This is a genomic window from Shinella zoogloeoides (assembly GCF_003574625.1).
GTDB lineage: Bacteria > Pseudomonadota > Alphaproteobacteria > Rhizobiales > Rhizobiaceae > Shinella > Shinella zoogloeoides_A.
On record NZ_QNUJ01000006.1, the window covers coordinates 363815 to 385574 of the forward strand.

Sequence of the window (21760 nt, forward strand, 5' to 3'; positions counted from 1 at the left end):
GTCGTTTGGTTCATTTGCCGCCGCCGGCGACCTGGTCGCCGTCGCGGGTGAGGTAGTAGGCGCCGAGGATCGGCAGGAAGGTGACGAGCACGACCACCATGGCGACGACGTTCGTCACCGGCCGCTGGCGGGGGCGCACGAGTTCCTCGAGCATCCAGATCGGCAGGGTGGATTGCTGGCCGGCGGTGAAGGTGGTGACGATCACCTCGTCGAAGGACAGCGCGAAGGCGAGCATGCCGCCGGCGAGCAGCGCCGTGCCGATATTCGGCAGGATGACGTAGCGGAACGTCTGGAAGCTGTCGGCGCCGAGGTCCATGGAGGCTTCGATCAGCGAGCCGGAGATGCGGCGGAAGCGGGCGACGGCGTTGTTGTAGACGACCACGACGCAGAAGGTCGCGTGGCCGAGCACGATGGTCCAGAAGGAGAAGGGGATCTCCGCGAAGGAGAAGGCCGAGCGCAGCGCGATGCCCGTGATGATGCCGGGAAGCGCGATAGGCAGGATCACCAGCAGCGAGACCGTCTCACGGCCGAAGAAGCGCGTGCGGGAGACGGCGGCGGCGCAGAGCGTGCCGAGCACCAGCGCGACGGCCGTCGAGATCGACGCGACGCGGACGGAAAGCCCCATCGCCTCCCAGACATCAGGCCGGTTCCAGGCAACGGCGAACCATTGCAGCGTATAGCCCGGCGGCGGGAACTGGTAGCTCTTCTCCTCCGTGGTGAAGGCGTAGAGGAAGATGAGCAGGATCGGCAGGTGCAGGAAGGCAAGGCCGGCGCCGGCGGCGATCTTCAGGCCGAGCGGGGCGGAGGTGTTCTTGTCAGAGCGCATCGAAGGCTCCCTGTCGCTTGGCCATCCAGAGATAGAGGCCCATGATGACGATCGGCACGACGGAGAAGGCGGCGGCCAGCGGGATGTTGCCGGCCGTGCCCTGCTGGGCATAGACCGCCTGGCCGATGAACAGTCGCGACGAGCCGATGATCTGCGGAATGATGTAATCGCCCAGCGTCAGCGAGAAGGTGAAGATGGAGCCGGCGATGATGCCGGGCAGCGCCAGCGGAAACAGCACGTAGCGGAAGGTCTGGCCGGGATTGCCGCCGAGGTCGGCGGACGCCTCGATGAGGTTGCCCGGCACGCGCTCCAGCGAGGCCTGGATCGGCAGGATCATGAAGGGCATCCAGACATAGATGAAGACGATGAAGGTGCCGGTATAGCTGATGGAGAGCGAGGAGCCGCCGACGACCGGGAGGGCAAGCCACGCATCGAGCAGCCACAGCAGGTGCAGCTTGGCGAAGAACCAGGTGAGGATGCCTTCCTTGGCAAGGATCAGCTTCCAGGCATAGATTTTCACGAGATAGCTCGACCACAGCGGCAGCATGACGCCGAGATAGAAGATGACCTTCCATTTCCCCTTGGCATAGCGCGCCGCATAATAGGCGATGGGGAAGGCGATGATCGCTGACGCTATCGTCACCAGCGCGGCCATCAGCACGGTGCGCAGGATGATGTCGAAGTTCGAGGGTATGAGGAGCTGCTTGTAGGTGGCGAGCGTGAACTCGTAATTGATCAGCCCCGAAAAGTCGTCGATCGAGAAGAAGCTCTGCAGGAGCAGCGCGAAGAGCGAACCGAGATAGATGACGCCGAGCCAGAGCAGCGGCGGCGTCAGCATCAGGAGCAGCAGGATGCCCGGATTGCGCCAGAAGAAATCCGAGAGCTGCCCGAAGGCGCCTTGCCGGCGCGCGAGAATTGAGGTGTCGGTGACGGTGCTCATTGGGCGCCGTCCATGGTGTGCAGGTCCTGCGGCAGGAAGGAGAGGGTGACGGTCTCGCCCTCGGCGGGTACCGCGATGGAAGCCGGCAGCATGGCGGCGACGCGCGCGCCGTTCGCTTCCACCGTGACGCGGTTCGCCGCGCCGAGGAAGCTTGCGGCCGTCACGCGGCCGGTGAACTGCTTGCGGCCGGGCGCCTCGCCGAGCGCGATGTCCTCGGGGCGCAGGCTGGCATAGTGCCGGCCGTAGCCGAGGCCATCCACGAAGTCCGGCGGCAGCACGTTGGAGGAGCCGACGAAATCCGCGACGAAGCGTGTCTGCGGCCGCTTGTAGACCTCTTCAGGCGTGCCGAGCTGCTGGATCTTGCCGTCGCTGAAGACGGCGATGCGGTCGGCCATCGACAGCGCCTCGCCCTGGTCGTGCGTGACGAAGACGAAGGTGATGCCGAGGGATTTCTGCAGCGATTTCAGCTCTTCCTGCATCTGCTCGCGCAGCTTGAGGTCGAGCGCGCCGAGCGGTTCGTCGAGGAGGAGCACGCGGGGGCGGTTGACGAGGGCGCGGGCGAGCGCCACGCGCTGGCGCTGGCCGCCGGAGAGCTGGCCGGGGCGGCGCGTGCCGTAGCCGGGCAATTTCACCATGGCGAGCGCCTCTTCCGCCGCCTTCAGCCGCTCGGCCTTGCCGACGCCCTTGACCATCAGGCCATAGGCGACGTTTTCCAGGATCGAGAGATGCGGGAAGAGGGCATAGTCCTGGAACACCGTGTTGACGTTGCGGCGGTAGGGCGGCACGCCCTCGGCCGTCTCGCCGAAGATCTCGATATGGCCAGAGGTCGGCTGCTCGAAGCCGGCGATCAGGCGCAGGCAGGTCGTCTTGCCGGAGCCGGACGGGCCGAGCATGGCGAAGAACTCGCCCTCGGCAATGGCGAGATCCACGCTGTCGACGGCGCGCACGGCGCCGAAGTGGCGGGATACTTGCTGGAACAGGACGGCGGTCATGGGGGCTCCCGGTGTTTTGTGTTCCGCCCCTCATCCGCCTGCCGGCACCTTCTCCCCGCAGGCGAGGAGAAGGAGGCACGAAGAGGCGTTTTCCGCTGCGGCCTTTGCCGTCGAAGCGAAACCTGTCGTGGGGCACGTTCCCTCTCCCCGTTCACGGGGAGAGGGTTAGGGTGAGGGGGCTGTTCTCAGCGACCGCCGATGACGCCGATATAGTCGGAGACCCAGCGGTGATAGGGCACGCACTCGCCCTGGCTTTCGCACTTCGTCGTCGGCGTGCGCCAGAAGGCGATCTTGTCGAAGTTGTCGTAGCCGTTGGTCGAGCAGCCTTCGTCGGTCAGCAGCGCATTGCCCTTGCAGGCAGCCGGAACGGAGGGAACCGCGCCGAACCAGGCGGCCGCGTCACCCTGCACCTTGGCCGAAAGCGAATGCTCCATCCACATATAGGCGCAGTTGGGGTGCTGGCTTTCGGCATGCAGCATGGTGGTGTCGGCCCAGCCGGTCACGCCCTCTTCCGGGAAGGTCGAGGCGATCGGCTGGCCTTCCGATTTCATCAGGTTGACCTGGAACGGCCAGGAGCCCGAGGCGACGACGCCTTCGTTCTTGAAATCGTCGATCTGGATCATGGCATCGTGCCAGTAGCGGCCGACGAGCGTGCGCTGGACGCGCAGGAGGTCGAGCGCGGCCTTGTACTGGTCTTCGTTCAGCTCGTAGGGGCTCTTGATACCGAGTTCCGGCTTGTGCGCCATCAGGTACTGGGCGGCGTCGGCGATGTGGATCGGGCCGTCATAGGCCTGCACGCGGCCCTTGTTGGACTTGCCGTCCGGCAGCGTCATTTCCTCGAAGACGACCTTCCAGCTCTTCGGCGCCTCGCCCTTGAAGGCTTCGGTGTTGTACATCAGGACGTTCGGCCCCCAGAGATAGGGCGTGCCGTAGTGGACGCCGTTCACCGTGTACCAGGGCGCGTTCTGCAGGCGCTCGTCGAGGGTCTTCCAGCTGGGGATGAGGTCGATGTTGATCGGCTGGACGCGCTTGCCGGCGACGAGGCGGAGCGAGGCGTCGCCCGAGGCGGTGACGAGGTCAAAACCGCCTTCGTTCATCAGCGCGACCATTTCGTCGGAGGTCGCGGCGGTCTTCACCGTTACCTTGCAGCTCGTCTTCTTCTCGAAGTCGGTGACCCAGTCATAGGCCTTGTCCGTCTCGCCACGCTCGATATAGCCGGCCCAGGCGACGATGGAGACTTCTCCCTCGCCGGGGCCAAGCGCCTTCAGCGGCTCCTGGGCGATGGCGGCGGTGGCGAAGGCGAGCGAAAGGGTAAGCGCGGTGCAGGAATGCAGAAGTCGCTTCATGACAGTCTCCCGGTTTGATCCGCTTCGAGCGGTATTGTTCCCGAAAGGAAAGGTGCCGCGATTTCGCCGCTTTCGCAAATTCATTAATCAGAATGCCGGTATCGGAAATTCCGAATGGTGAAGTTAAGTGTCGTTCCGTGGCGCAAATCCCGCATGACGGCCGGCAAGCAACCAGTATAGGGAACCCGCGGCGCAACCGGCTATGGCTGCGGCGAGGAGGCGGGACGGCTGAAGCCACAGGAACAGCAGGCAGGTAACGAAAATCCCGGCCACAGACCAGAGGAGAAGGTAGGCCCATCGATTTCTTATCACTCGCCATTCGAAGACGGAAAGAATGGTCAGCAGTGGGACCGTGCCGGTGACGATATAGCCCGGCGCGCGAAGCACCGCCCCCCAGAGCAAGGCAGAGTAAAAAGGTAGCTCACCACGTTGGGGCTGCAGTGTCCAGGAAAGATTCGGCAGTGCGTTCAGGAACTCGAACAGAGCGCTAAAAACAACGATGCACAGGACCGTTGTCATCGTGATGGTTATCAACCGGACAAATATTCTCATCGATCGTCTCGTGGTGCCGGATCAGTAAAAATCTCAATCTCCGGCTTACTCAGCATTCCTTGATATACTTTTACGTTAGCGCCCGCGCCCGCTTCTGAGCGCTTCCGCCAGTCCCACGAAATCGCGCGCCGCCTGCGACAGACCGGAGCCCTTGCGCCAGACCATGCCGATCTGCACCACCGGCAGCGCACCGGAGACGTCGCGGCTTTCGATGCGGTCGCCTTCCAGCGACCAGGGACGGTAGACGAGGTCGGGCAGCAGCGCGATGCCCGCGCCCGTCGCCACGAGGCTGCGCACCGCTTCCACCGAGCGGGTGCGGAAGGCGACATGCGGGCGGGCGCCGAGGGCGCTCAGCAGCTTGCCGGTATTCTCCTCGATTTCGTCCACCGTCAGCATGATCAGCGGTTCCTTCGCAATATCGCTGACGGAGATGATGTCGGCCGAGACGAGCGGATGCCCGATGGGCAGCCACAGCCGATAGGGCGAGGTCTCGATGATCTCGGCCTGCAGCGCCATGCGGTCGCGCAGGTTCGAGATGACCATGACCGCCACGTCCAGTTCCCCGCCGACCAGCAGGTGCTCCAGATAGGAGCCGTTGTCCTCGATGGCGCTGACATCGATGCCAGGGAAGGCGCGGCGGTAGCGCGAGAGCAGGTCCGACAGCACGTAACCGGCGACAAGCGAGGTGACGCCGAGATTGAGCTGGCCCTTTTCCGGCGCCCGGTTGTCGGAGAAGGAGCGGCGGGCATCCGAGACATTGGAGAGGATTTTCGTCGCATGCCGCAGGAACTGGTGGCCGTTATGCGTCGTCGTCAGCCCGCGCGGATGGCGCTCGAAAAGTTCGACGCCGAGATCCGATTCGAGCTCCTTGATCGCCTCGGTGATCGAGGATTGCGAGATCGACAGGTTCTGCGCCGCCCGCGTCACGGATCCCTGTTCCGCGACGGCGACGAAATACTGCAATTGCCGGAAAGTGAAAGCCATGGCGGCACTTAATAGGACGGGCGGCGGAGAGGCAAGGCGAATGGCTGCGGATGAAATGCCGCCGAGAGTTCCCCGCCCGCCATTTCCGCGATAAGCTCGCAGGCAGGAGACGAGGCCTGGAGGAGAGGATATGCCGCCGTTCGAGATGATGCTTGCCTTTTTCGTGACGACGGCGGTCTTCGCCTATATGCCCGGCCCGGCGATGCTCTATGCGGCGGCGCAGACGATTGCGCGCGGCTGCCGCTCCGGCCTGATGGCAAGCCTCGGCATCCACCTCGGCGGCTATGCGCATGTGATCGCCGCCGCCGCGGGCCTCACGGCGCTGTTCCATGCCGTGCCCGCGCTCTATCTGGCGGTCAAGCTGCTCGGCGCGCTCTACCTCGTCTGGCTCGGGGTGCGCATGTTCCGCGCCAAGGCCGAGCCGATGGGCGATCTGGGAGCCGCGCTTCCGGCGGAACTGGCGCGCAAGAATGGCTGGCGCGCCTTCGTCGAAAGCATTTCCGTGGAGGTGCTGAACCCCAAGACGGCGATCTTCTTCCTTGCCTTCCTGCCGCAGTTCGTCGATCCCGCCGCGGCCCTGCCGGTCTGGATGCAGCTTCTTGTTCTCGGCACCATCGTCAATCTTATGTTCACCTCGGCCGATATCGTCTGCGTGTTCCTGGCCGGCGTCATCGCGAGCCGCGTGAAGGGCTCGGTGCGGATGCAGAAGACGATGCAGCGCGTCGGCGGCACGATCCTCGTCGGGCTCGGCCTCAATCTCGCCTTCCAGAAGACCTGAGCGCCAGCGGAACCCAGCCATGACCGATCGTCCCGTGCCGACCGAGGCGGGCATTCTCGCCTTCCACAAACGCTGCGAGGATTTTTACCCCGCCGATGCCGTCGATGCCGACATCATCCAGCAGCGCGCCTGGTACGATGCCCTCTGCGCAGCCTTTGATGCGCCGCCGCCGGCCGGCATGGTCAAGCGCGACGGGCTGGTGGCCGAGCGCATTCCGGTGCGCCGCTATCGCCCCGCGCAGGTGGCGAGCGAAACACGGCTCCTCTACATCCACGGTGGCGGTTTCGTCGTCGGCTCGCTCGAAAGCCACGACGCCATCTGTGCGGAGATTTCCGAGGCGGCCGGGGCGGAACTCGTCTCGGTCGACTACCGCCTCTCGCCGGAACACGTCTGGCCCGCCGCCTTCGACGATTGCTGGGCGGTACTCGTCGAGCTTCTGCTGGAAAGCCATCCGGTCGTCGTGATCGGCGACAGCGCCGGCGGAAATCTTGCGGCTGGCCTCGTGCTGAAGGCGCGTGACGAGGGGCTGAAGGGCATAGCCGGGCAGGCATTGATCTATCCCGGCCTTGGCGGCGATCTCGTGTCCGGTTCCTATGTGGAAATGGCCGAGGCGCCGGGCCTCTCCACCGCCGACGTCGCCTATTATCGCGAAGTCTATGCGGCGCCGGGGGACGCGGCACATGCCTTCCCGTCGCGGGCGGAAAGTCTCGCCGGCCTGCCGCCGGCCTTTATCAGCGGGGCCTTTTTCGATCCGCTGCGTGACGATGCCCGGGCCTATGCCGCGCGGCTGATCCTTGCCGGCGTGCCGGTGGAATATCGTGAGGAAAAGCAGATGATCCATGCCTGGCTGCGCGCCCGTTTCATGAGCGAGGGCGCAAGGGCCGGCTTTGCGGCGCTTTGCGATGCCGTGCGCCGGATGGCCCACCCATGAGCGGCGTTACCGATCTCGACGAGCTGTTGGCGACCATGGAGCCGGCGCTGGTGGCAGGCAGTTTCGTCTATGCGAGCGTGCAGGCCAGCGATATCGCGGCCCATCTTGCGCGCGGGCCGATCGGCCTTTTCCGGGAGGAGGAGGGCATCACGCTGATCCTGCCGGCTGACGCCGCCGACGGGCTTTCCGCCAGCGGGCCGATGCGCATGATCACGCTCACGGTGCATTCCTCACTTGAAGCGGTGGGGCTGACGGCGGCCTTCGCCACGGACCAGCGCGGGCATCAGCGCCAATGTGGTTGCCGCCTTCCATCACGACCATATATTCGTGCCGGAGCGGGACGCCGAACGGGCGCTCGAAACGCTGCGGGCGCTATCCCGCGCGGCGCGTGACAAGGGAGAAACCAGATGAAATTCCAGCATTTTTCGGCCGCGATCCTGGCCTTCGGCATCGCGGCGGCCGCGCCGTCCGTCTCTCTTGCCGACGATGCCCCGGCGCCCATTCCCGCCTGCGCCATGTCCGGCTCCAAGAGCGTCTTCATCGGCGGCGCCCCGGCGCTGCGCCTTTCCGACGTGGTGAACTGCCCGCCGGAACTCTACGAGATCGTGCCGAGCGTGATGATCGAGGGCCAGCCCATGGTGAAGTTTCGCAGCGGCGTCGGCGAGAAGGGCAATTGCACGGCGCGCGGCGACGAGACGGTGAGTGTCGAGGGGGAATCGGCGAGCCGGCTCGGGGACGTGACCTGCACGCAGAATTGAGCGAGGGCCACGTGCCCTGCGCCGGCCGTCGTGCTTGAGGCGTTGCCCCTCACCCTAACCCTCTCCCCGCAAGCGGGGAGAGGGGACTTGCCCCACGCAGCGCCGAAGATTCGGGAAAGCGCACGGCATATCTCCTTCGCCCGCAGCCACGGAGAAGGTGGCCGGCAGGCCGGATGAGGGGCTACGCTGCTACAAAAACGGGCGACTAAAGCCGCCCGCCTTCTATCAATTCCCGGCACTCTCCATGCGCCGGGTCGTCAGTACCCGCTCCAGCCAGCCGATCTCCATTTCCGGGACGGATTTCAGCAGCAGGTCCGTGTAGTCGTCGAAGGGCGGTGAAAGCACCTTCGATTTAGGTCCGAAGCGCACGAGGCGTCCCCGGTGCATCACGGCCACGCTGTCGGCGATCGCGCGCACGATGGCGATGTCGTGGGTGATGAACATGTAGGAGACATGCGTTTCCTCCTGCAGCTTCAGGAGAAGCTTCAGGATGCCCTCGGCCACCAGCGGGTCGAGCGCGGAGGTCGGCTCGTCGCAGAGGATGAGTTCGGGCTTGGCCGCAAGCGCCCTTGCGATGGCGACGCGCTGCTTCTGGCCGCCGGAGAGCTCGGCGGGGTAGCGATCGGCGAAGCGGCCGCCCATTTCGATCTGGTCCAGCAACTCCTTGACCCGCTCGGTCTTCTCCCGGCCGCGCAGGCCATAGTAGAAGGTGAGGGGGCGGCCGATGATGTCGCGCACCGTCTGGCGCGGATTCATCGCGGTGTCGGCCATCTGGTAGATCATCTGGATGCGGCGCAGCTCGTCGTTCGACCGGCCCTTCAGCGCTTTCGGCAAGGGCTTGCCGTCGAAGCTGATCGTGCCCTCCTGCGGGGGCAGGAGGCCGGTGATGACGCGGGCGAGGGTGGATTTGCCCGAGCCGGATTCGCCCACCACCGCCAGCGTCTGGCCCTTCGGCAGATGCAGGGACACGTCCTGCAGCACCTTGAAGCCGTTGGAGTAGCCGGCGGTGACGTTCTCCACTTTCAGGAGCGTGTCCGTCTGGTCGGGCGCTTCGTCCCGGCCGGTGCCGCGCACGTTGACCAGCGCCCGGGTGTAGTCCTGCGTCGGCTCTTCGATGATCTGTTTTACCGAGCCGTATTCCACCATCTTGCCGTGCCGGAGCACGAGGATGTCGTCCGTGATCTGCGCCACGACGGCAAGGTCGTGGGTGATGTAGAGCGCGGCCGTGTGGGTTTCCTCGATGGCATGCTTGATGGCGGCGAGCACGTCGATCTGCGTCGTCACGTCGAGCGCGGTGGTCGGCTCGTCGAAGATGATCAGCTCCGGATTGGGGCAGAGCGCCATGGCGGTCATGGCGCGCTGCAGCTGGCCGCCGGAGACCTGGTGCGGATAACGCTGGCCGAAGGTGTCCGGGTTCGGCAGGCCGAGCACCTTGAAGAGGTAGAGCGCGCGCTTTTCCGCGTCCGCCCGGCTCATGATGCCGTGTTTCAGCGAGGCCTCGATCACCTGCTCGCCGAGACGGTGGGCGGGGTTGAAGGCCGCGGCCGCCGATTGCGCGACGTAGCAGACCTTGCTGCCGCGCACTTTGCGGATGCCCGACGGCGAGAGCTTCAGGAGGTCCTCGCCGTTGAGCTTCACCTCGCCGCCGGTGATGCGCACCCCGCCGCGCCCGTAGGCGAGCGCGGTGAGGCCGATGGTGGACTTGCCGGCGCCGGATTCGCCGATGAGGCCGAGCACCTTGCCCTTCTGCACGTCGAAGTTCACGCCCTCGACGAGCGTCACGGTCTTCGGCGGTTCGCCGGGCGGGTAGCTCGTCGCCTCGATCTTGAGATTGCGGACGGAAAGAAGATCAGGCATCGCCGCGTCCCCCCTTCAGGCTCGAGGTGCGTTTCATCAGCCAGTCGACGACGAGGTTGACGCAGATGGCCAGCCCCGCGATCGCGCCGCCCGGAATGAGGGCGGCCGAAATGCCGAAGATGATGCCGTCCTTGTTGTCCTTCACCATGCCGCCCCAGTCTGCCGCCGGCGGCTGGATGCCGAGGCCGAGGAAGGAGAGGGTGGAAAGGAACAGGATCGAGAAGGCGAAGCGCAGGCCGAACTCGGCGAGCAGCGGCGAGAGCGTGTTGGGCAGGATTTCCCGGAAGATGATCCAGCCCGTGCGTTCGCCGCGCAGCCTTGCGGCCTCCACGAATTCCATGACCGCCACGTCGAGCGCGACGGCGCGGCCGATGCGGTAGACGCGGGTCGAGTCGAGGATCGCCATGACGAGGATGAGGATCCAGAGCTGCTGCGGCAGCACGGCCAGCACGACGAGGGCGAAGATCAGCGTCGGGATCGCCATCATCAGGTCGTTGAAGCGCGAGAAGACCTGGTCGATGAACCCGCCCGTCACCGCCGCCGTGAAGGACAGCAGCATGCCGAGCGAGAACGAGAGCACGGTTGCCGCCAGCGCCACGAAGATCGTGGTGCGGGCGCCGAAGATCAGCCGCGAGAAGAGGTCGCGGCCGAGATTGTCCGTGCCGAGCAGGTAGTCGCCGCCCATCGGCTGCCAGACGGAACCGACGATCTCGCTTTCGCCATGCGGTGCGATGAAGGGGGCGAAGAGAGCGCAGAAGAGGGCGAGGGCGATGCCGATTATGCCGATCCATGCGCTGATTGGGATGGTGGAAAGTCTCATCGCGGGTGCCTCAATCTGGGGTTCGCGACGATCGCGAGGATATCGGCGAACATGTTGAGGAAGATGTAGAAGGCGGCGAAGATCAGGCCGCAGGCCTGCACGACGGGCATGTCGCGCACCGTCACGGCGTCGACCATGTACTGGCCCATGCCGGGATAGACGAAGACCACCTCCACGACGACGACGCCGACCACGAGATAGGCGAGGTTGAGCGCGATGACGTTGATGACCGGGGCCACGGCGTTCGGCGCCGCATGCCTGGCGATGATCCGGATGCCGCTGAGGCCCTTGAGTTCCGCCGTCTCCACATAGGCGGACGACATGACGTTGAGGATCGCGGCCCGCGTCATGCGCATCATGTGGGCGAGCACGACGAGGACGAGGGTGGCGGTCGGCAGCGCGATGGCCGACAGCCGCTGGCCGAGCGTCATCGTGTCGTAGACCGTCGCGGGGAAGGTCGCGACGCCCATCTGCACGGCGAAGAACAGGATCAGCAGGTAGCCCACGAAGAACTCGGGAAGCGAGATCGCCGCAAGCGAGATGACGTTGATGATCTTGTCCGGCAGGCGGTTGCGGTACTGCACCGCGAGCATGCCGAGGCCGACGGCGAGAGGCACCGATATGATCGCCGCGAAGAACGCGAGGAACAGCGAATTGCCGAGGCGCTTGCCGATCTGCTCGCTGACCGATTGCTTCGAGGCCCAGGACTTGCCGAAGTCACCCTGGACGGCGCCGCCGAGCCACTTGAAGTAGCGGGTGGTCGCCGGCTGGTCGAGGCCGAGGTCCTTGCGGATGTTCTCCACCGCCTGGGGCGTCGCCGACTGGCCGAGATAGGTCGTCGCGAAGTCGCCGGGCAGGGCTTCCACGCCGCCGAAGATCATCAGCGACACGGCGAAGAGCAGAGCCACGCTGAGCGCGAGGCGTTGCAGGATGAGCGCAGCCAGCGGGCTGCGTTTGCTGAGTTTTGCCCAGGTCGAAGGCGTAGCTTCGATGGCTGGGGTTCCGGTGGACGCAACCGATCCGGCAACGCCGGCCGACTGCGGGGCTTCGCCCGCAGCCGCCGTCGCTGTCAGCTCCGGACCGTGCGCCGGTCCGTTGCCGGTCATCAGGCGTCGAGCCAGACGCGGGTTGCGACATAGCCGTTCGACATGTCGTTGCCGATATCGTGGACATAGCCCTTCACGTTCTTGCCGCAGGCGTTCACGAAGTCGTTGAACATCGGCAGGATCAGGCCGCCCTCGTCACGCACCATCATGGCCATGGTGCGGTACATGTCCTTGCGCTTGGCCTCGTCGAGTTCCGAACGGGCTTCCAGCAGCATCTTGTCGAAGTCCGGGCGCTGGAAGCGGGTGTCGTTCCAGTCCGCCGTCGAGAGATAGGCGGTGGAATACATCTGGTCCTGCGTCGGGCGGCCGCCCCAGTAGGAGGTGGAGAAGGGCTGGACGTTCCAGACGTTCGACCAGTAGCCGTCACCCGGCTCGCGCTTCACCTCGATCTCGATGCCGGCCTTCTTGGCGCTCTCCTGGTAGAGGACGGCGGCGTCGACCGCGCCCGGGAAGGCGACGTCGGAGGTGCGCAGCAGCACCGAGCCGCTGTGGCCCGACTTCTTGTAGTGGAAGGCGGCCTTGTCCGGGTCGTAGGCGCGCTGCTCGATGCCTTCCGGGAAGAGGGCATAGGTCTCGTTGATCGGGAAGTCGTTGCCGATCTTGCCGTAGCCGCCGAGCACCTTCTCCAGCATCGTCTCGCGGTCCATGGCGTATTTCAGCGCCATGCGCAGGTCGTTGTTGTCGAACGGCGCGGTGTTGCAATGCATGATGAAGACATAGTGGCCGCGGCCGGAGGTGGAGAGGATTTCCACGGTCGGCGCGCGCTTGAGGAGATCGACGGTCTTCGGGTCGACGCGGTTGATATAGTGCACCTGGCCGGAGGAGAGCGCGGCGATGCGGGCGGTCGCGTCGTTCATCGCGATCATCTCGATCGTATCGACGAAACCGCGATCCTGGCGCCAGTCGTCCTTGTTGCGCTCGAAGGTAGCACGAACGCCGGCCTCGAAGCTCGTCACCTTGTAGGGGCCGGTGCCGATCTGCGCATTCGGGTCGTCGAGGCCGCCATTCGGCTGGATGACGAGGTGGTAGTCGGTGAGCAGCAGCGGCAGGTCGGCGTTGCCTTCGGTCAGCACCAGCACCAGCTTGTCGCCGTCGGTCTTGATTTCCTTGATCGATTTCATGACGCCGAGCGCGCCCGATTCCGACTTCTCGTCGGTGTGGCGCTGCAGGGTCTTGACGACGTCGTCGACGGTCAGTTCCTTGCCGTCGTGGAATTTCACGCCCTTGCGAATGTTGAAGATCCAGGTCGCTGCGTCGGCGGAGGGCTCCCAGGATTCGGCGAGCGCCGGGACGGGCTTGCCGGTCAGCGGCTCGGATTCGACGAGCATGTCGCCCCAGTTGCGGCCGACGACGAACATGAACTGCGAGAGCGCCTTTGCCGGGTCCTTGGAATCCGTGGCGGCTGCGCCTTCGAGGCCGAGCTTGAGGTTGCCGCCGCGCTTGGGCTCCTGGGCCTTTGCGGCGGTGTCGAATAGGGTGCCGGCGGCGGCGAGCGTGATGCCGAAGGCAGCGGCGCGGCCCATGAACTCGCGGCGGTTCATCTTGCCGAGCGTGACCTGGCCGGTGAGGTATTTGGTGTAATCAGTCATTCCCCTGTTCCCTTTCGCTGGCCCTTTTGCGGGCATTTGTCGTTGTGATTGGCAGAATTTCTGTTTTTCGCCTGTAAGGCAACCTTGCGGCCGGTTTTTATGCCGGCGCGGGATCATTCTTCTCCCTGATCTCCTTTCTTTCTCGAGCCGGCCAAGCCGCCTATCGCCCCTTCCAGACGGGATCGCGCTTCTCCGCGAAGGCGCGCGCGCCCTCGAGCTGATCCTCGCTGGAATAGAGAATATCGACCGTGCGGAACTGCCGCTTGGTGATCTTGTTCATGGTTCCCTGGAAGGTGTCGCCCTCGGCCGCGCGCACCACTTCCTTGATGGCGGCGTAGACGAGTGGGGGGCCGCTTTCGAGCAGGCGCGCCAGCTCCCAGGCGCGGTCCATGAGCTTGTCGGCCGGCAGGATCTCGTTGACGAAGCCCCAGCGATGCGCCTCCTGAACGTCCAGCCAGCGGCCGGTGAGCAGCATGTCCATGGCGATGTGATACGGAATGCGCTTCGGCAGCTTGATCGAGGCGGCATCGGCCACCGTGCCGGAGCGGATTTCCGGCAGGGCGAAGGTCGCGTGCTCGGCGGCGAGGATGAGGTCGGTCGACAGCGCAATCTCGAAGCCGCCGCCGTAGCAGATGCCGTTGATGGCAGCGATGATCGGTTTGTTGAGGTCGCGCAGTTCCTGCATGCCGCCGAAGCCGCCGACGCCATAGTCGCCGTCCACGGCATCGCCTGCCGCTGCGGCCTTCAGGTCCCATCCCGGACAGAAGAATTTCTCCCCCGCGCCGGTGATGATGGCGACGCGCAGCGTGTCATCGTCGCGGAATTCCCGGAAGACCTCGCCCATGATGCGGCTGGTCGCAAGGTCGATGGCGTTCGCCTTGGGGCGATCGATCGTGACTTCGAGGATGCCGCCTTCGCGGCGCTGGCGTATCGGTCCGGTCATGATTGTTTCCTCAGACGGATCAGTGCATCGGCCGCCACGACACCGTCGCCGGCGGGGAGCACCATTATGGGATTAACGTCCAGTTCTTCGATTATTGAAGCGTTTGAAACGACATAGGATGCCGCTGATGCGACGGCGGCGACAAGGGCGTCGATATCGCCCTTCGGCGCGCCGCGATAGCCGTTCAGCAGCCTGGCGATCTTGAGGCCGGAGATCGCCTCGCGGATCGTCTTCTCGTCGGTCGGCAGGGTCAAAATCGCGGAATCCTCAAGCAGTTCGACGAGGATGCCACCGGCGCCGATGGTCAGCACCGGGCCGGCGACGGGATCGCGCATGGCGCCGACGATGAGTTCGGCGGCCGGTTTGCCCACCATCTTTTCCACGAGGAAGCCCGAGGCGACGCCGGCCATGGCCTTTGCCGCATCGAGTACGGCTTCGCGGCCGGCGAGGTTGAGCTTGACCGCGCCGGCTTCGGTCTTGTGCGCGACGCCGAGGCCCTTGAGCACGACGGGGAAGCCAAGCGCTTCGGCTGCCTGCGCGGCTGCTTCCGCCGTTTCGGCGGTGAGGCCCTTCGGGACGGGAAGGCCATGGGTGGCGAGCGCCCGCTTGGCCTCGTGCTCGGTGAGCGTGATCGCCTCGCCTTCGCCGGTCGGGGCCTTGAGCAGCGGGGCGGCAAGCGGCTTCGACCAGGCTTCGCCGATGCCGGCGGCGGCATCGGCGGCGGCAAGCGCCTCCTCGATGCCGTAGAAGGGCACGACGCCGTTTCGCACCAGCATTTCGGCGGTCGCTTCCGGCAGGTTCTCGCCCATGCTGGCGACGATGCCGGCATTTTCGCCCGTCGCCCGCGCGGCGTCGATCAGGGCCTCGCAGGTGGTGGTCCAGTCGGCGGCGTCGCAGCGGTCGAGACGGGGGAAATCGAGCACGACGAGGTTCAGCGCATAGCCGCCCTGCATCATGGTGGTGAAGGCGGCGGTCTGCCTCTCGCGGTTGCCCCAGACGAAGGTGTGATAGTCGAGCGGGTTGGAGATCGTCACCATCTGGCCGAGCGTTTCGCGCAGCGGCTGGCGCTGCGCCGGCTTCAGGTCGCGGTAGACGACCTTCCGCTTCACCCCGGCATCCGCCATCAGCGAGGCCTCGCCGCCCGAGCAGGACATGGAGGAGATGTCGTGGCTCGAAAGGGGGCCGGCGACATGCAGAAGCTTCAGGGTTTCCAGCAGTTCCGGCAGGGTCTCGACACGGCCGATGCCGAGGCGGGCGAGCAGCGCCGAGGAGACGGCGTCGTTGCCGGCGAGCGAGGCGGTGTGCGAGACGGTGGCGAGCTGCGCCTGTTCCGATTTGCCGACCTTCAGCGTGACGACCGGCTTCTTCAGTTCGCGGGCGCGAAGGCCCAGGCGCTCCAGCGAAGCGATGCTGTCAAAGCCCTCGATATGGAGGCCGACGGCGGTGACGCGCGGGTCTTCGAGCACGGCGCAGGCGAGATCGGCAAGGCCGGTCTGCGCCTGGTTGCCGGCCGTCAGGATATAGGCGAGCGGCAGGCCGCGCTGCTGCATCGAGACATTGCAGGCGATGTTTGAGGACTGCGTCAGGACGGCGACGCCCTTTTCGATGCGCAGCATGCCGTGCTGGTCGGGCCAGAGCAGGGCGCCATCCAGCATGTTGATGAAGCCGTAGCAGTTGGGGCCGAGGATCGGCATGTCGCCGGCGGCCTCCACCAGCGCCCTTTGAAGGTCATCGCCGTCGGCAAGCTCGCTGACGGCTTCGCGGAAGCCGGAGGCGTAGCAGACCGCGCCGCCCGCGCCGCGCGCAGCGAGATCACGGATGATGCCGATGGTGAGCTCGCGGTTGACGCCGACGAAGGAGGCATCCGGCGCGCCGGGCAGATCGGCGACCGAGCGATAGCATTTGCGGCCGAGGATTTCGTCCTCACGCGGATGCACCGGCCAGATATCGCCGGAAAAGCCCATCTTGTCGCATTGATAGATGACCCGCCGCGCTTCCTTACCGCCGAAGACGGCGATGGATTTCGGACGGATGAGGCGGTCGAGGGAGCGGGTCACGGCGATACCCCCCTCTGGCCTGCCGGCCATCTCCCCCACAAGGGGGGAGATTGGATGGGGCGATGTGCTGCCCATCTTTGACGTGGCTGGTCTAGTGAGGTTCTAGCCCCCTGCTGATCTCCCCCCCTGTGGGGGAGATGCCCGGCAGGGCAGAGGGGGGTATCATGGGCACGGACTGCCATATTCATCACGCCCCCAGCGGCCGGAGCAGGTCGCGGCTGATGATGTGCCGCTGGATTTCCGACGTGCCGTCCCAGATGCGCTCGACGCGGGCGTCGCGCCAGAAGCGGGCGAGCGGCAGGTCGTCCATCAGGCCCATGCCGCCGAAGATCTGGATCGCCTCGTCGGTGACACGGGCGAGCATTTCCGTGGCATAGACCTTGGCCGAGGCGATCTCGCGGTTCGACGGCAGGCCCTGGTCGAGCCGCCAGGCGGCCGACAGCGTCAGGAGGTCGGCGGCGTCGATCTCGGTGATCATGTCGGCGAGCTTGAAGGAAACGCCCTGGTTCGCGCCGATCGGCTTTCCGAACTGCTTGCGCTCGGCGGCGTAGTTGAGAGCGTAGTCGAAGGCGCGGCGGGCACGGCCGACGGAGGTGGCGGCGACGGTGAGGCGCGTCGCGTAGAGCCAGTCGTTGGCGATGTCGAAGCCCTTGTGCACTTCGCCGAGGATCTGGGCGGAGGGCAGGCGGCATTCGTCGAAATTGAGGATGCAGTTCTTGTAGCCGCGATGGGAGACGGAATTGTAGCCCTCGCGAATCTCGAAGCCGGGCGTGCCGCGGTCGACGAGGAAGCAGGTGATCAGCTTCTTCTTGCCGCGCGGCGTGTCCTCTTCGCCCGTCGCGATGAAGACGATGACGAAATCGGCGATGTTGGCGTGGCTGATGAAATGCTTGGTGCCGTTGACGACCCAGTCGTCGCCGTCCTTGCGGGCGAAGCACTTCATGCCGCGCACGTCCGAGCCGGCGTCCGGCTCGGTCATGGCGAGGGCATCGAACTTCTCGCCGCTGACGGCGGGCAACAGATAGCGCTCGCGCTGCTCGTCGTTGCAGGCCATCAGGATGCCGGAGGGGCGGCCGAAGAAGACCGTCAGCGCCATCGAGCCGCGGCCAAGCTCGCGCTCGACCAGCGTGAAGGACGTGTGGTCGAGGCCCGCGCCGCCGACTTCTTCCGGCATGTTGCAGCTGAAGAAGCCGATCTCCTTGCACTTGCGCGCGATTTCCTGGCCGAGTTCCGGCGGCACATGGCCGGTGCGCTCGACCTCGTTTTCATGCGGATAGATTTCGGTTTCGACGAAGGCGCGGACCGTGTCCACGATCATCTGCTGTTCGTCGGTGAGTGCGAAATTCATTGAAAGTCCTCCCGGTATTTCTTTTGCGGGAGGCGCCATCTTTGGCTACCCCCCCTCTGCCCTGCCGGGCATCTCCCCCCCAAGGGGGGGGATTGGATCGTGGCACCGCCTTACCCCCAGCCGATCTCCCCCCTTGTGGGGGAGATGCCCGGCAGGGCAGAGGGGGGTGGAGGCTTGCGCCCTACTTGTTCCTCTGTCCGACGCTGCGCCCCGCCCCCTCCGGCACCGCCAGCTTCGCATGGGCCTCGGCAATCGGCGCGATCTTCGCCAGCACGTCCTCGGGTGCATCGACGCTCTTGCCGGCCTTCGAGTCCACATGGACCATCATCTGCTCGGCGGTCGCGATGACGTCGCCGGTGGCGGCGTCGTGGATGCGGGTGAAGAAGTGCAGCCGCTTCCTGTCCGAGGAGAGGAGCTGGAGCGTCGTGTAGAGCGCCTGGCCGAGCTTGCCCTCGCCGAGATGGCGGATGTGGGTTTCCACCGTGTAGTAGCTGTGGCCGGCCTCGACATAGGCGAAGTCGACGCCGATGAGGCGGAGAAGCGCGTCGGATGTATCGCCGAAGAGCTGGAGGTAGCGGTGCTCCGTCATGTGGCCGTTGTAATCGACCCAGGCGGCGTTGACCTTGGTGTCGACGAGGCGGAGCGGTTCGCTCGAGGAGACCTCGACCTTCGCCTTTCCAGCCTTGGCCCAAAGATGCGCCTCGAAGTCGGCGAGCAGCTTGCCCGAACCCCAGCCGCGGCCTTCGTCGCCGGCCTTCAGCGCATGCATGATGCCGACGAGGTTCTGGTCGCGGATGCGCTCAAGCTCGCGAATGCCGCGCGCGCCCGACTGGGCATCGGACTGGTTGGCGATCTTTTCCACCAGTTCGTCGTTGAGATCGACGACATCGGTGAGCTTCGTCCAGGGCCAGGAGAGGCAGGGGCCGAACTGGGCGAGGAAGTGGCGCATGCCCGCTTCGCCGCCGGCGATGCGGTAGGTCTCGAACATGCCCATCTGCGCCCAGCGCATGCCGAAGGAATAGCGGATCACGTCGTCCAGCGTTTCCGTGTCGCAGATGTCGTCCTTGATCAGCCAGAGGCCTTCGCGCCAGACGGCTTCGAGCAGGCGGTCGCCGACGAAGGCCTCGATCTCCTTGTTGATGATCACGCCCTTCATGCCGATGGGGGCGAGCTTGGCCTTGGCGTCTTCGAGCACGGCGCGCGACGTCTTCTGGCCGCCGACGAGTTCGGCGAGCGGCAGCAGGTAGACGGGGTTGTAGGGATGCGCCACGAACAGGCGTTCGGGGTGCTTCATGTCGCGCTGCAGATCGGTCGGCATGAGGCCTGACGTGGAGGAGCCGATCAGGGCGTCGGGCTTTGCGGCGGCATCGATCTGGGTGAGGACGCCCCGCTTCAGTTCGAGGCGCTCGGGCACGCTTTCCTGAATCCAGTCAGCATCTTGCACGGCGTCTTCGATGCTCTTGCAGAAGGTGACCTTACCCTTCGGCGGCAGGGGAGCCATGGTGAGCATGCCATAAGCGCGCTCGGCATTGGCCATGACTTCGCCGATGATGCGCTCGGCTTCCGGATGCGGGTCGAAGATCTTCACGTCGATGCCGGCCAGCGCGAAGCGCGCGACCCATGCCCCGCCGATGACGCCGCCGCCGACGCAGGCTGCCTTGTTGATGGTGGTGCTCATGCGTTCCCTCAATTCGTTATTGTGTGCTGGTGTCGCTGCCCCTCATCCGGCTGCCGCCACCTTCTCCCCGCAGGCGGGGAGAAGGGATATGCCGCGCCGGTTTCCTTCATTTCCAAGCCTGCGCTTGGCGGGCTCCCTCTCCCCGTTCACGGGCGAGGGTTAGGGGTGAGGGGCAACCCCAAATCGTCAGCCGCGCGGCGCGCGCTTCGTGAGCTTCAGCTTCTCGCGCACTTCGGCCGGGCCGATGACGCGGGCGCCCATGCTCTCGATGATGTTGACGGCCTTGTCAACGAGCTGCGCATTGGTGGCGAGCTGGCCCTTGGCGACATAGAGGTTGTCTTCCAGGCCGACGCGGACATTGCCGCCGGCCAGCACGGAAGCGGCCGGATAGGCCATGGCGTTGCGGCCGATGGAGAAGGCCGAGAAGGTCCAGTTGGACGGCACGTTGTTGACCATCGCCATGAAGGTGTTGAGGTCGTCGGGCGCGCCCCACGGAATGCCCATGCAGAGCTGGATGAGCACCGGGTCCTCGATGATGCCTTCCTCGACGAGCTGCTTGGCGAACCAGAGATGGCCGGTGTCGAAGGCCTCGATCTCCGGGCGGACGCCGAGATCGGTCATCATCTTGCCCATGGCGCGCAGCATGGACGGCGTGTTGGTCATCACGTAGTCGCCGAGCGAGAAGTTCATCGTGCCGCAATCGAGCGTGCAGATTTCCGGCAGACATTCGGCGACGTGGGAAACGCGCTCGGTGGCGCCGGCCATGTCGGTGCCGTTGGGGTTCAGCGGCAGGGGCTGCTCGGTGTTGCCGAAGATCATGTCGCCGCCCATGCCGGCGGTAAGGTTGAGCACGACGTCGACCTCGGCGTCGCGGATACGTTCGGTCACTTCGCGGTAGAGATCGTTGCGGCGGCTCGGCGCGCCGGTTTCCGGATCGCGCACGTGGCAATGCACGACGGCGGCGCCGGCCCTGGCGGCCTCGATGGCCGATTCGGCGATCTGCTTGGGCGAGCGCGGAACGTGAGGGGATTTGCCGGCGGTGTCGCCGGAGCCGGTGACGGCGCAGGTGATGAAGACGTCGCGGTTCATGGCAAGAGGCATTGTCGTTCTCCCATTATTCTCGTTGCGGACATTACGAGCCAAGAGAAGGCGCAATGCTTTCACTTTTCGGATCCATCCTTGACAATTCGAGAGATGGGCGGCCAAGCTTCCGCCATGCTCGATCCCTCATCCGACACGCTCGACATCGACATCCTGGTGCTGCCCGAGACGAACCTCATCCTCGTCGCCTCGGTCATCGAGCCGCTGCGCGCCGCCAACCGCATCTCGGGGCAGGCGCTTTACCGCTGGCGCATCTTCTCGCCGGACGGCGAGCCGGTGGAGACGCGCAGCCGCATTCCCGTGCCCGTCGACGGCGCCTTCCGGCCGGAGCGGGAGACGGCGCCGCTCTTCGTGCTATCGAGCTACCAATGGCAGATGAGTGCGACATCCCTGTTGCGCCGCCAGCTTTCGCAGACGGCGCGCCACCGCACGGCGATGGCCGGCATCGAATCGGGAAGCTGGCTGCTTGCCGAGGCGAGCCTGCTCGACGGCTATTCGGTGACGATTCACTGGGAGGACATGGAGGAATTCGCCTCCCGCTATCCGCAGATCGCGGTGATGCGCGAGCGCTACGTCATCGACGGCAAGCGCGTCACCACCGGCGGTTCGCTGCCGACGCTCGAATTGATGCTGGAGATCATCCGCCGCCGGCAGGGCTATTCGCTGGCGCTGGAGGTCTCGCGGCAATTCATCTACGAGCACGAGCGCACTGGCGGCCTGTTGCAGGTGCCGGCGCTCGGCAACATGCGTGTCGCCGACCAGCGCGTCAGCCAGGCAGTGCGGCTGATGGAGGAGACGATGGATGCGCCATTGACGCTGGCAAAACTTGCCAGGCGCGTCGGCATCAGTGCGCGGCACCTGCAGGACCTGTTCCAGGAATCGATGGGCGTCGCGCCGCACCAGCATTATCTCGCGCTGCGCCTCAATGCCGCCCGGCGCAAGGTGATCGAGACCAAGACGGAATTCGCCGACATCGCCGCGCTCACCGGCTTCAACTCCTCCTCCGCCTTCTCCCGCAGTTACCGCGCGCACTACCACGAAAGCCCGACGGAGACCCGGCGGCGGCTGCGGGCCGGCGCGAAGGGATGAAGACGCGGACCCAGAGCAATTCCAGCAAAAGTGCGAAGCGGTTTTGCGTCCGGGATTGCGTAGAA

At 65.5% G+C, this 21760-nt stretch carries 19 protein-coding genes and 1 pseudogene; 5 read left to right on the forward strand and 15 right to left on the reverse strand.

Annotation, left to right across the window (positions count from 1 at the left end):
* Window positions 1-10: 10 nt before the first annotated feature.
* The 6 genes from DSD28_RS14580 to DSD28_RS14605 all read right to left on the reverse strand — a co-directional run bounded on the left by DSD28_RS14580 (window position 11) and on the right by DSD28_RS14605 (window position 5640).
* A complete protein-coding gene (locus tag DSD28_RS14580; RefSeq protein WP_119257123.1) occupies window positions 11-826 on the reverse strand; it encodes an ABC transporter permease in 816 nt (271 codons plus the stop codon).
* A complete protein-coding gene (locus DSD28_RS14585; RefSeq protein ID WP_119257124.1) occupies window positions 816-1766 on the reverse strand; it encodes an ABC transporter permease in 951 nt (316 codons plus the stop codon). The genes DSD28_RS14580 and DSD28_RS14585 overlap by 11 nt, the downstream gene beginning before the upstream one ends.
* Entirely contained in the window at window positions 1763-2758 is a 996-nt protein-coding gene (locus tag DSD28_RS14590) for an ABC transporter ATP-binding protein (RefSeq protein ID WP_119257125.1), read from the reverse strand. Before DSD28_RS14590 ends, DSD28_RS14585 begins: the two co-directional genes overlap by 4 nt.
* A gap of 185 nt (window positions 2759-2943) precedes the next feature.
* Complete coding sequence (locus DSD28_RS14595; RefSeq protein WP_119257126.1) at window positions 2944-4104, reverse strand: ABC transporter substrate-binding protein; 1161 nt, start codon at window positions 4102-4104, stop codon at window positions 2944-2946.
* A 123-nt stretch (window positions 4105-4227) separates the two neighbouring features.
* Entirely contained in the window at window positions 4228-4656 is a 429-nt protein-coding gene (locus DSD28_RS14600) for a hypothetical protein (RefSeq protein WP_119257127.1), read from the reverse strand.
* Window positions 4657-4731: 75 nt separating this feature from the next.
* Window positions 4732-5640: a LysR family transcriptional regulator gene (locus tag DSD28_RS14605; RefSeq protein WP_119257128.1), complete on the reverse strand. Its 909-nt coding sequence runs from the start codon at window positions 5638-5640 to the stop codon at window positions 4732-4734.
* Between the two features lie 130 nt (window positions 5641-5770).
* Between DSD28_RS14605 and DSD28_RS14610 the strand changes: the two genes are divergently transcribed.
* The 4 genes and pseudogenes from DSD28_RS14610 (at window position 5771) to DSD28_RS14625 (ending at window position 8107) form a co-directional block, all read left to right on the forward strand.
* Window positions 5771-6418, forward strand: coding sequence for a LysE family translocator (locus DSD28_RS14610; RefSeq protein WP_119257129.1), 648 nt, complete (start codon window positions 5771-5773; stop codon window positions 6416-6418).
* Between the two features lie 19 nt (window positions 6419-6437).
* Entirely contained in the window at window positions 6438-7349 is a 912-nt protein-coding gene (locus tag DSD28_RS14615) for an alpha/beta hydrolase (RefSeq protein ID WP_119257130.1), read from the forward strand.
* Window positions 7346-7760, forward strand: a pseudogene (locus DSD28_RS14620) (ACT domain-containing protein). The gene DSD28_RS14615 and the pseudogene DSD28_RS14620 overlap by 4 nt, the downstream one beginning before the upstream one ends.
* Window positions 7757-8107, forward strand: coding sequence for a PAAR domain-containing protein (locus DSD28_RS14625; RefSeq protein WP_119257131.1), 351 nt, complete (start codon window positions 7757-7759; stop codon window positions 8105-8107). Before DSD28_RS14620 ends, DSD28_RS14625 begins: the two are co-directional and overlap by 4 nt.
* 225 nt (window positions 8108-8332) lie before the next feature.
* Here DSD28_RS14625 and DSD28_RS14630 read toward each other — a convergent pair whose 3' ends face one another.
* From DSD28_RS14630 to DSD28_RS14675, 9 genes are all read right to left on the reverse strand, one after another.
* A complete protein-coding gene (locus DSD28_RS14630) occupies window positions 8333-9964 on the reverse strand; it encodes an ABC transporter ATP-binding protein (RefSeq protein WP_119257132.1) in 1632 nt (543 codons plus the stop codon).
* Window positions 9957-10784, reverse strand: a complete 828-nt coding sequence (locus tag DSD28_RS14635) for an ABC transporter permease (RefSeq protein ID WP_119257133.1) — start codon at window positions 10782-10784, stop codon at window positions 9957-9959. Before DSD28_RS14635 ends, DSD28_RS14630 begins: the two co-directional genes overlap by 8 nt.
* Window positions 10781-11890 (reverse strand): ABC transporter permease, encoded by a 1110-nt coding sequence (locus DSD28_RS14640; protein ID WP_119257134.1) that lies wholly within the window; start codon window positions 11888-11890, stop codon window positions 10781-10783. The genes DSD28_RS14635 and DSD28_RS14640 overlap by 4 nt, the downstream gene beginning before the upstream one ends.
* Entirely contained in the window at window positions 11890-13479 is a 1590-nt protein-coding gene (locus tag DSD28_RS14645; RefSeq protein WP_119257135.1) for an ABC transporter substrate-binding protein, read from the reverse strand. The genes DSD28_RS14640 and DSD28_RS14645 overlap by 1 nt, the downstream gene beginning before the upstream one ends.
* 160 nt (window positions 13480-13639) lie before the next feature.
* On the reverse strand, window positions 13640-14422 hold the full coding sequence (locus DSD28_RS14650; RefSeq protein ID WP_119257136.1) for a carnitinyl-CoA dehydratase: 783 nt from the start codon (window positions 14420-14422) through the stop codon (window positions 13640-13642).
* Window positions 14419-16509, reverse strand: coding sequence for an acetate--CoA ligase family protein (locus DSD28_RS14655; RefSeq protein ID WP_119257137.1), 2091 nt, complete (start codon window positions 16507-16509; stop codon window positions 14419-14421). The genes DSD28_RS14650 and DSD28_RS14655 overlap by 4 nt, the downstream gene beginning before the upstream one ends.
* Before the next feature lie 157 nt (window positions 16510-16666).
* On the reverse strand, window positions 16667-17827 hold the full coding sequence (locus DSD28_RS14660; protein WP_119257138.1) for an acyl-CoA dehydrogenase family protein: 1161 nt from the start codon (window positions 17825-17827) through the stop codon (window positions 16667-16669).
* Between the two features lie 181 nt (window positions 17828-18008).
* Window positions 18009-19505 carry a carnitine 3-dehydrogenase gene (locus DSD28_RS14670; protein WP_119257139.1) on the reverse strand — a complete coding sequence of 499 codons (1497 nt, stop codon included), beginning with the start codon at window positions 19503-19505 and terminating at the stop codon, window positions 18009-18011.
* 186 nt (window positions 19506-19691) lie between these two features.
* Window positions 19692-20606, reverse strand: coding sequence for a 3-keto-5-aminohexanoate cleavage protein (locus tag DSD28_RS14675; protein WP_119257140.1), 915 nt, complete (start codon window positions 20604-20606; stop codon window positions 19692-19694).
* Window positions 20607-20720: 114 nt separating this feature from the next.
* Between DSD28_RS14675 and DSD28_RS14680 the strand changes: the two genes are divergently transcribed.
* Window positions 20721-21695, forward strand: a complete 975-nt coding sequence (locus DSD28_RS14680; RefSeq protein ID WP_245424844.1) for a GlxA family transcriptional regulator — start codon at window positions 20721-20723, stop codon at window positions 21693-21695.
* Window positions 21696-21760 lie beyond the last annotated feature (65 nt).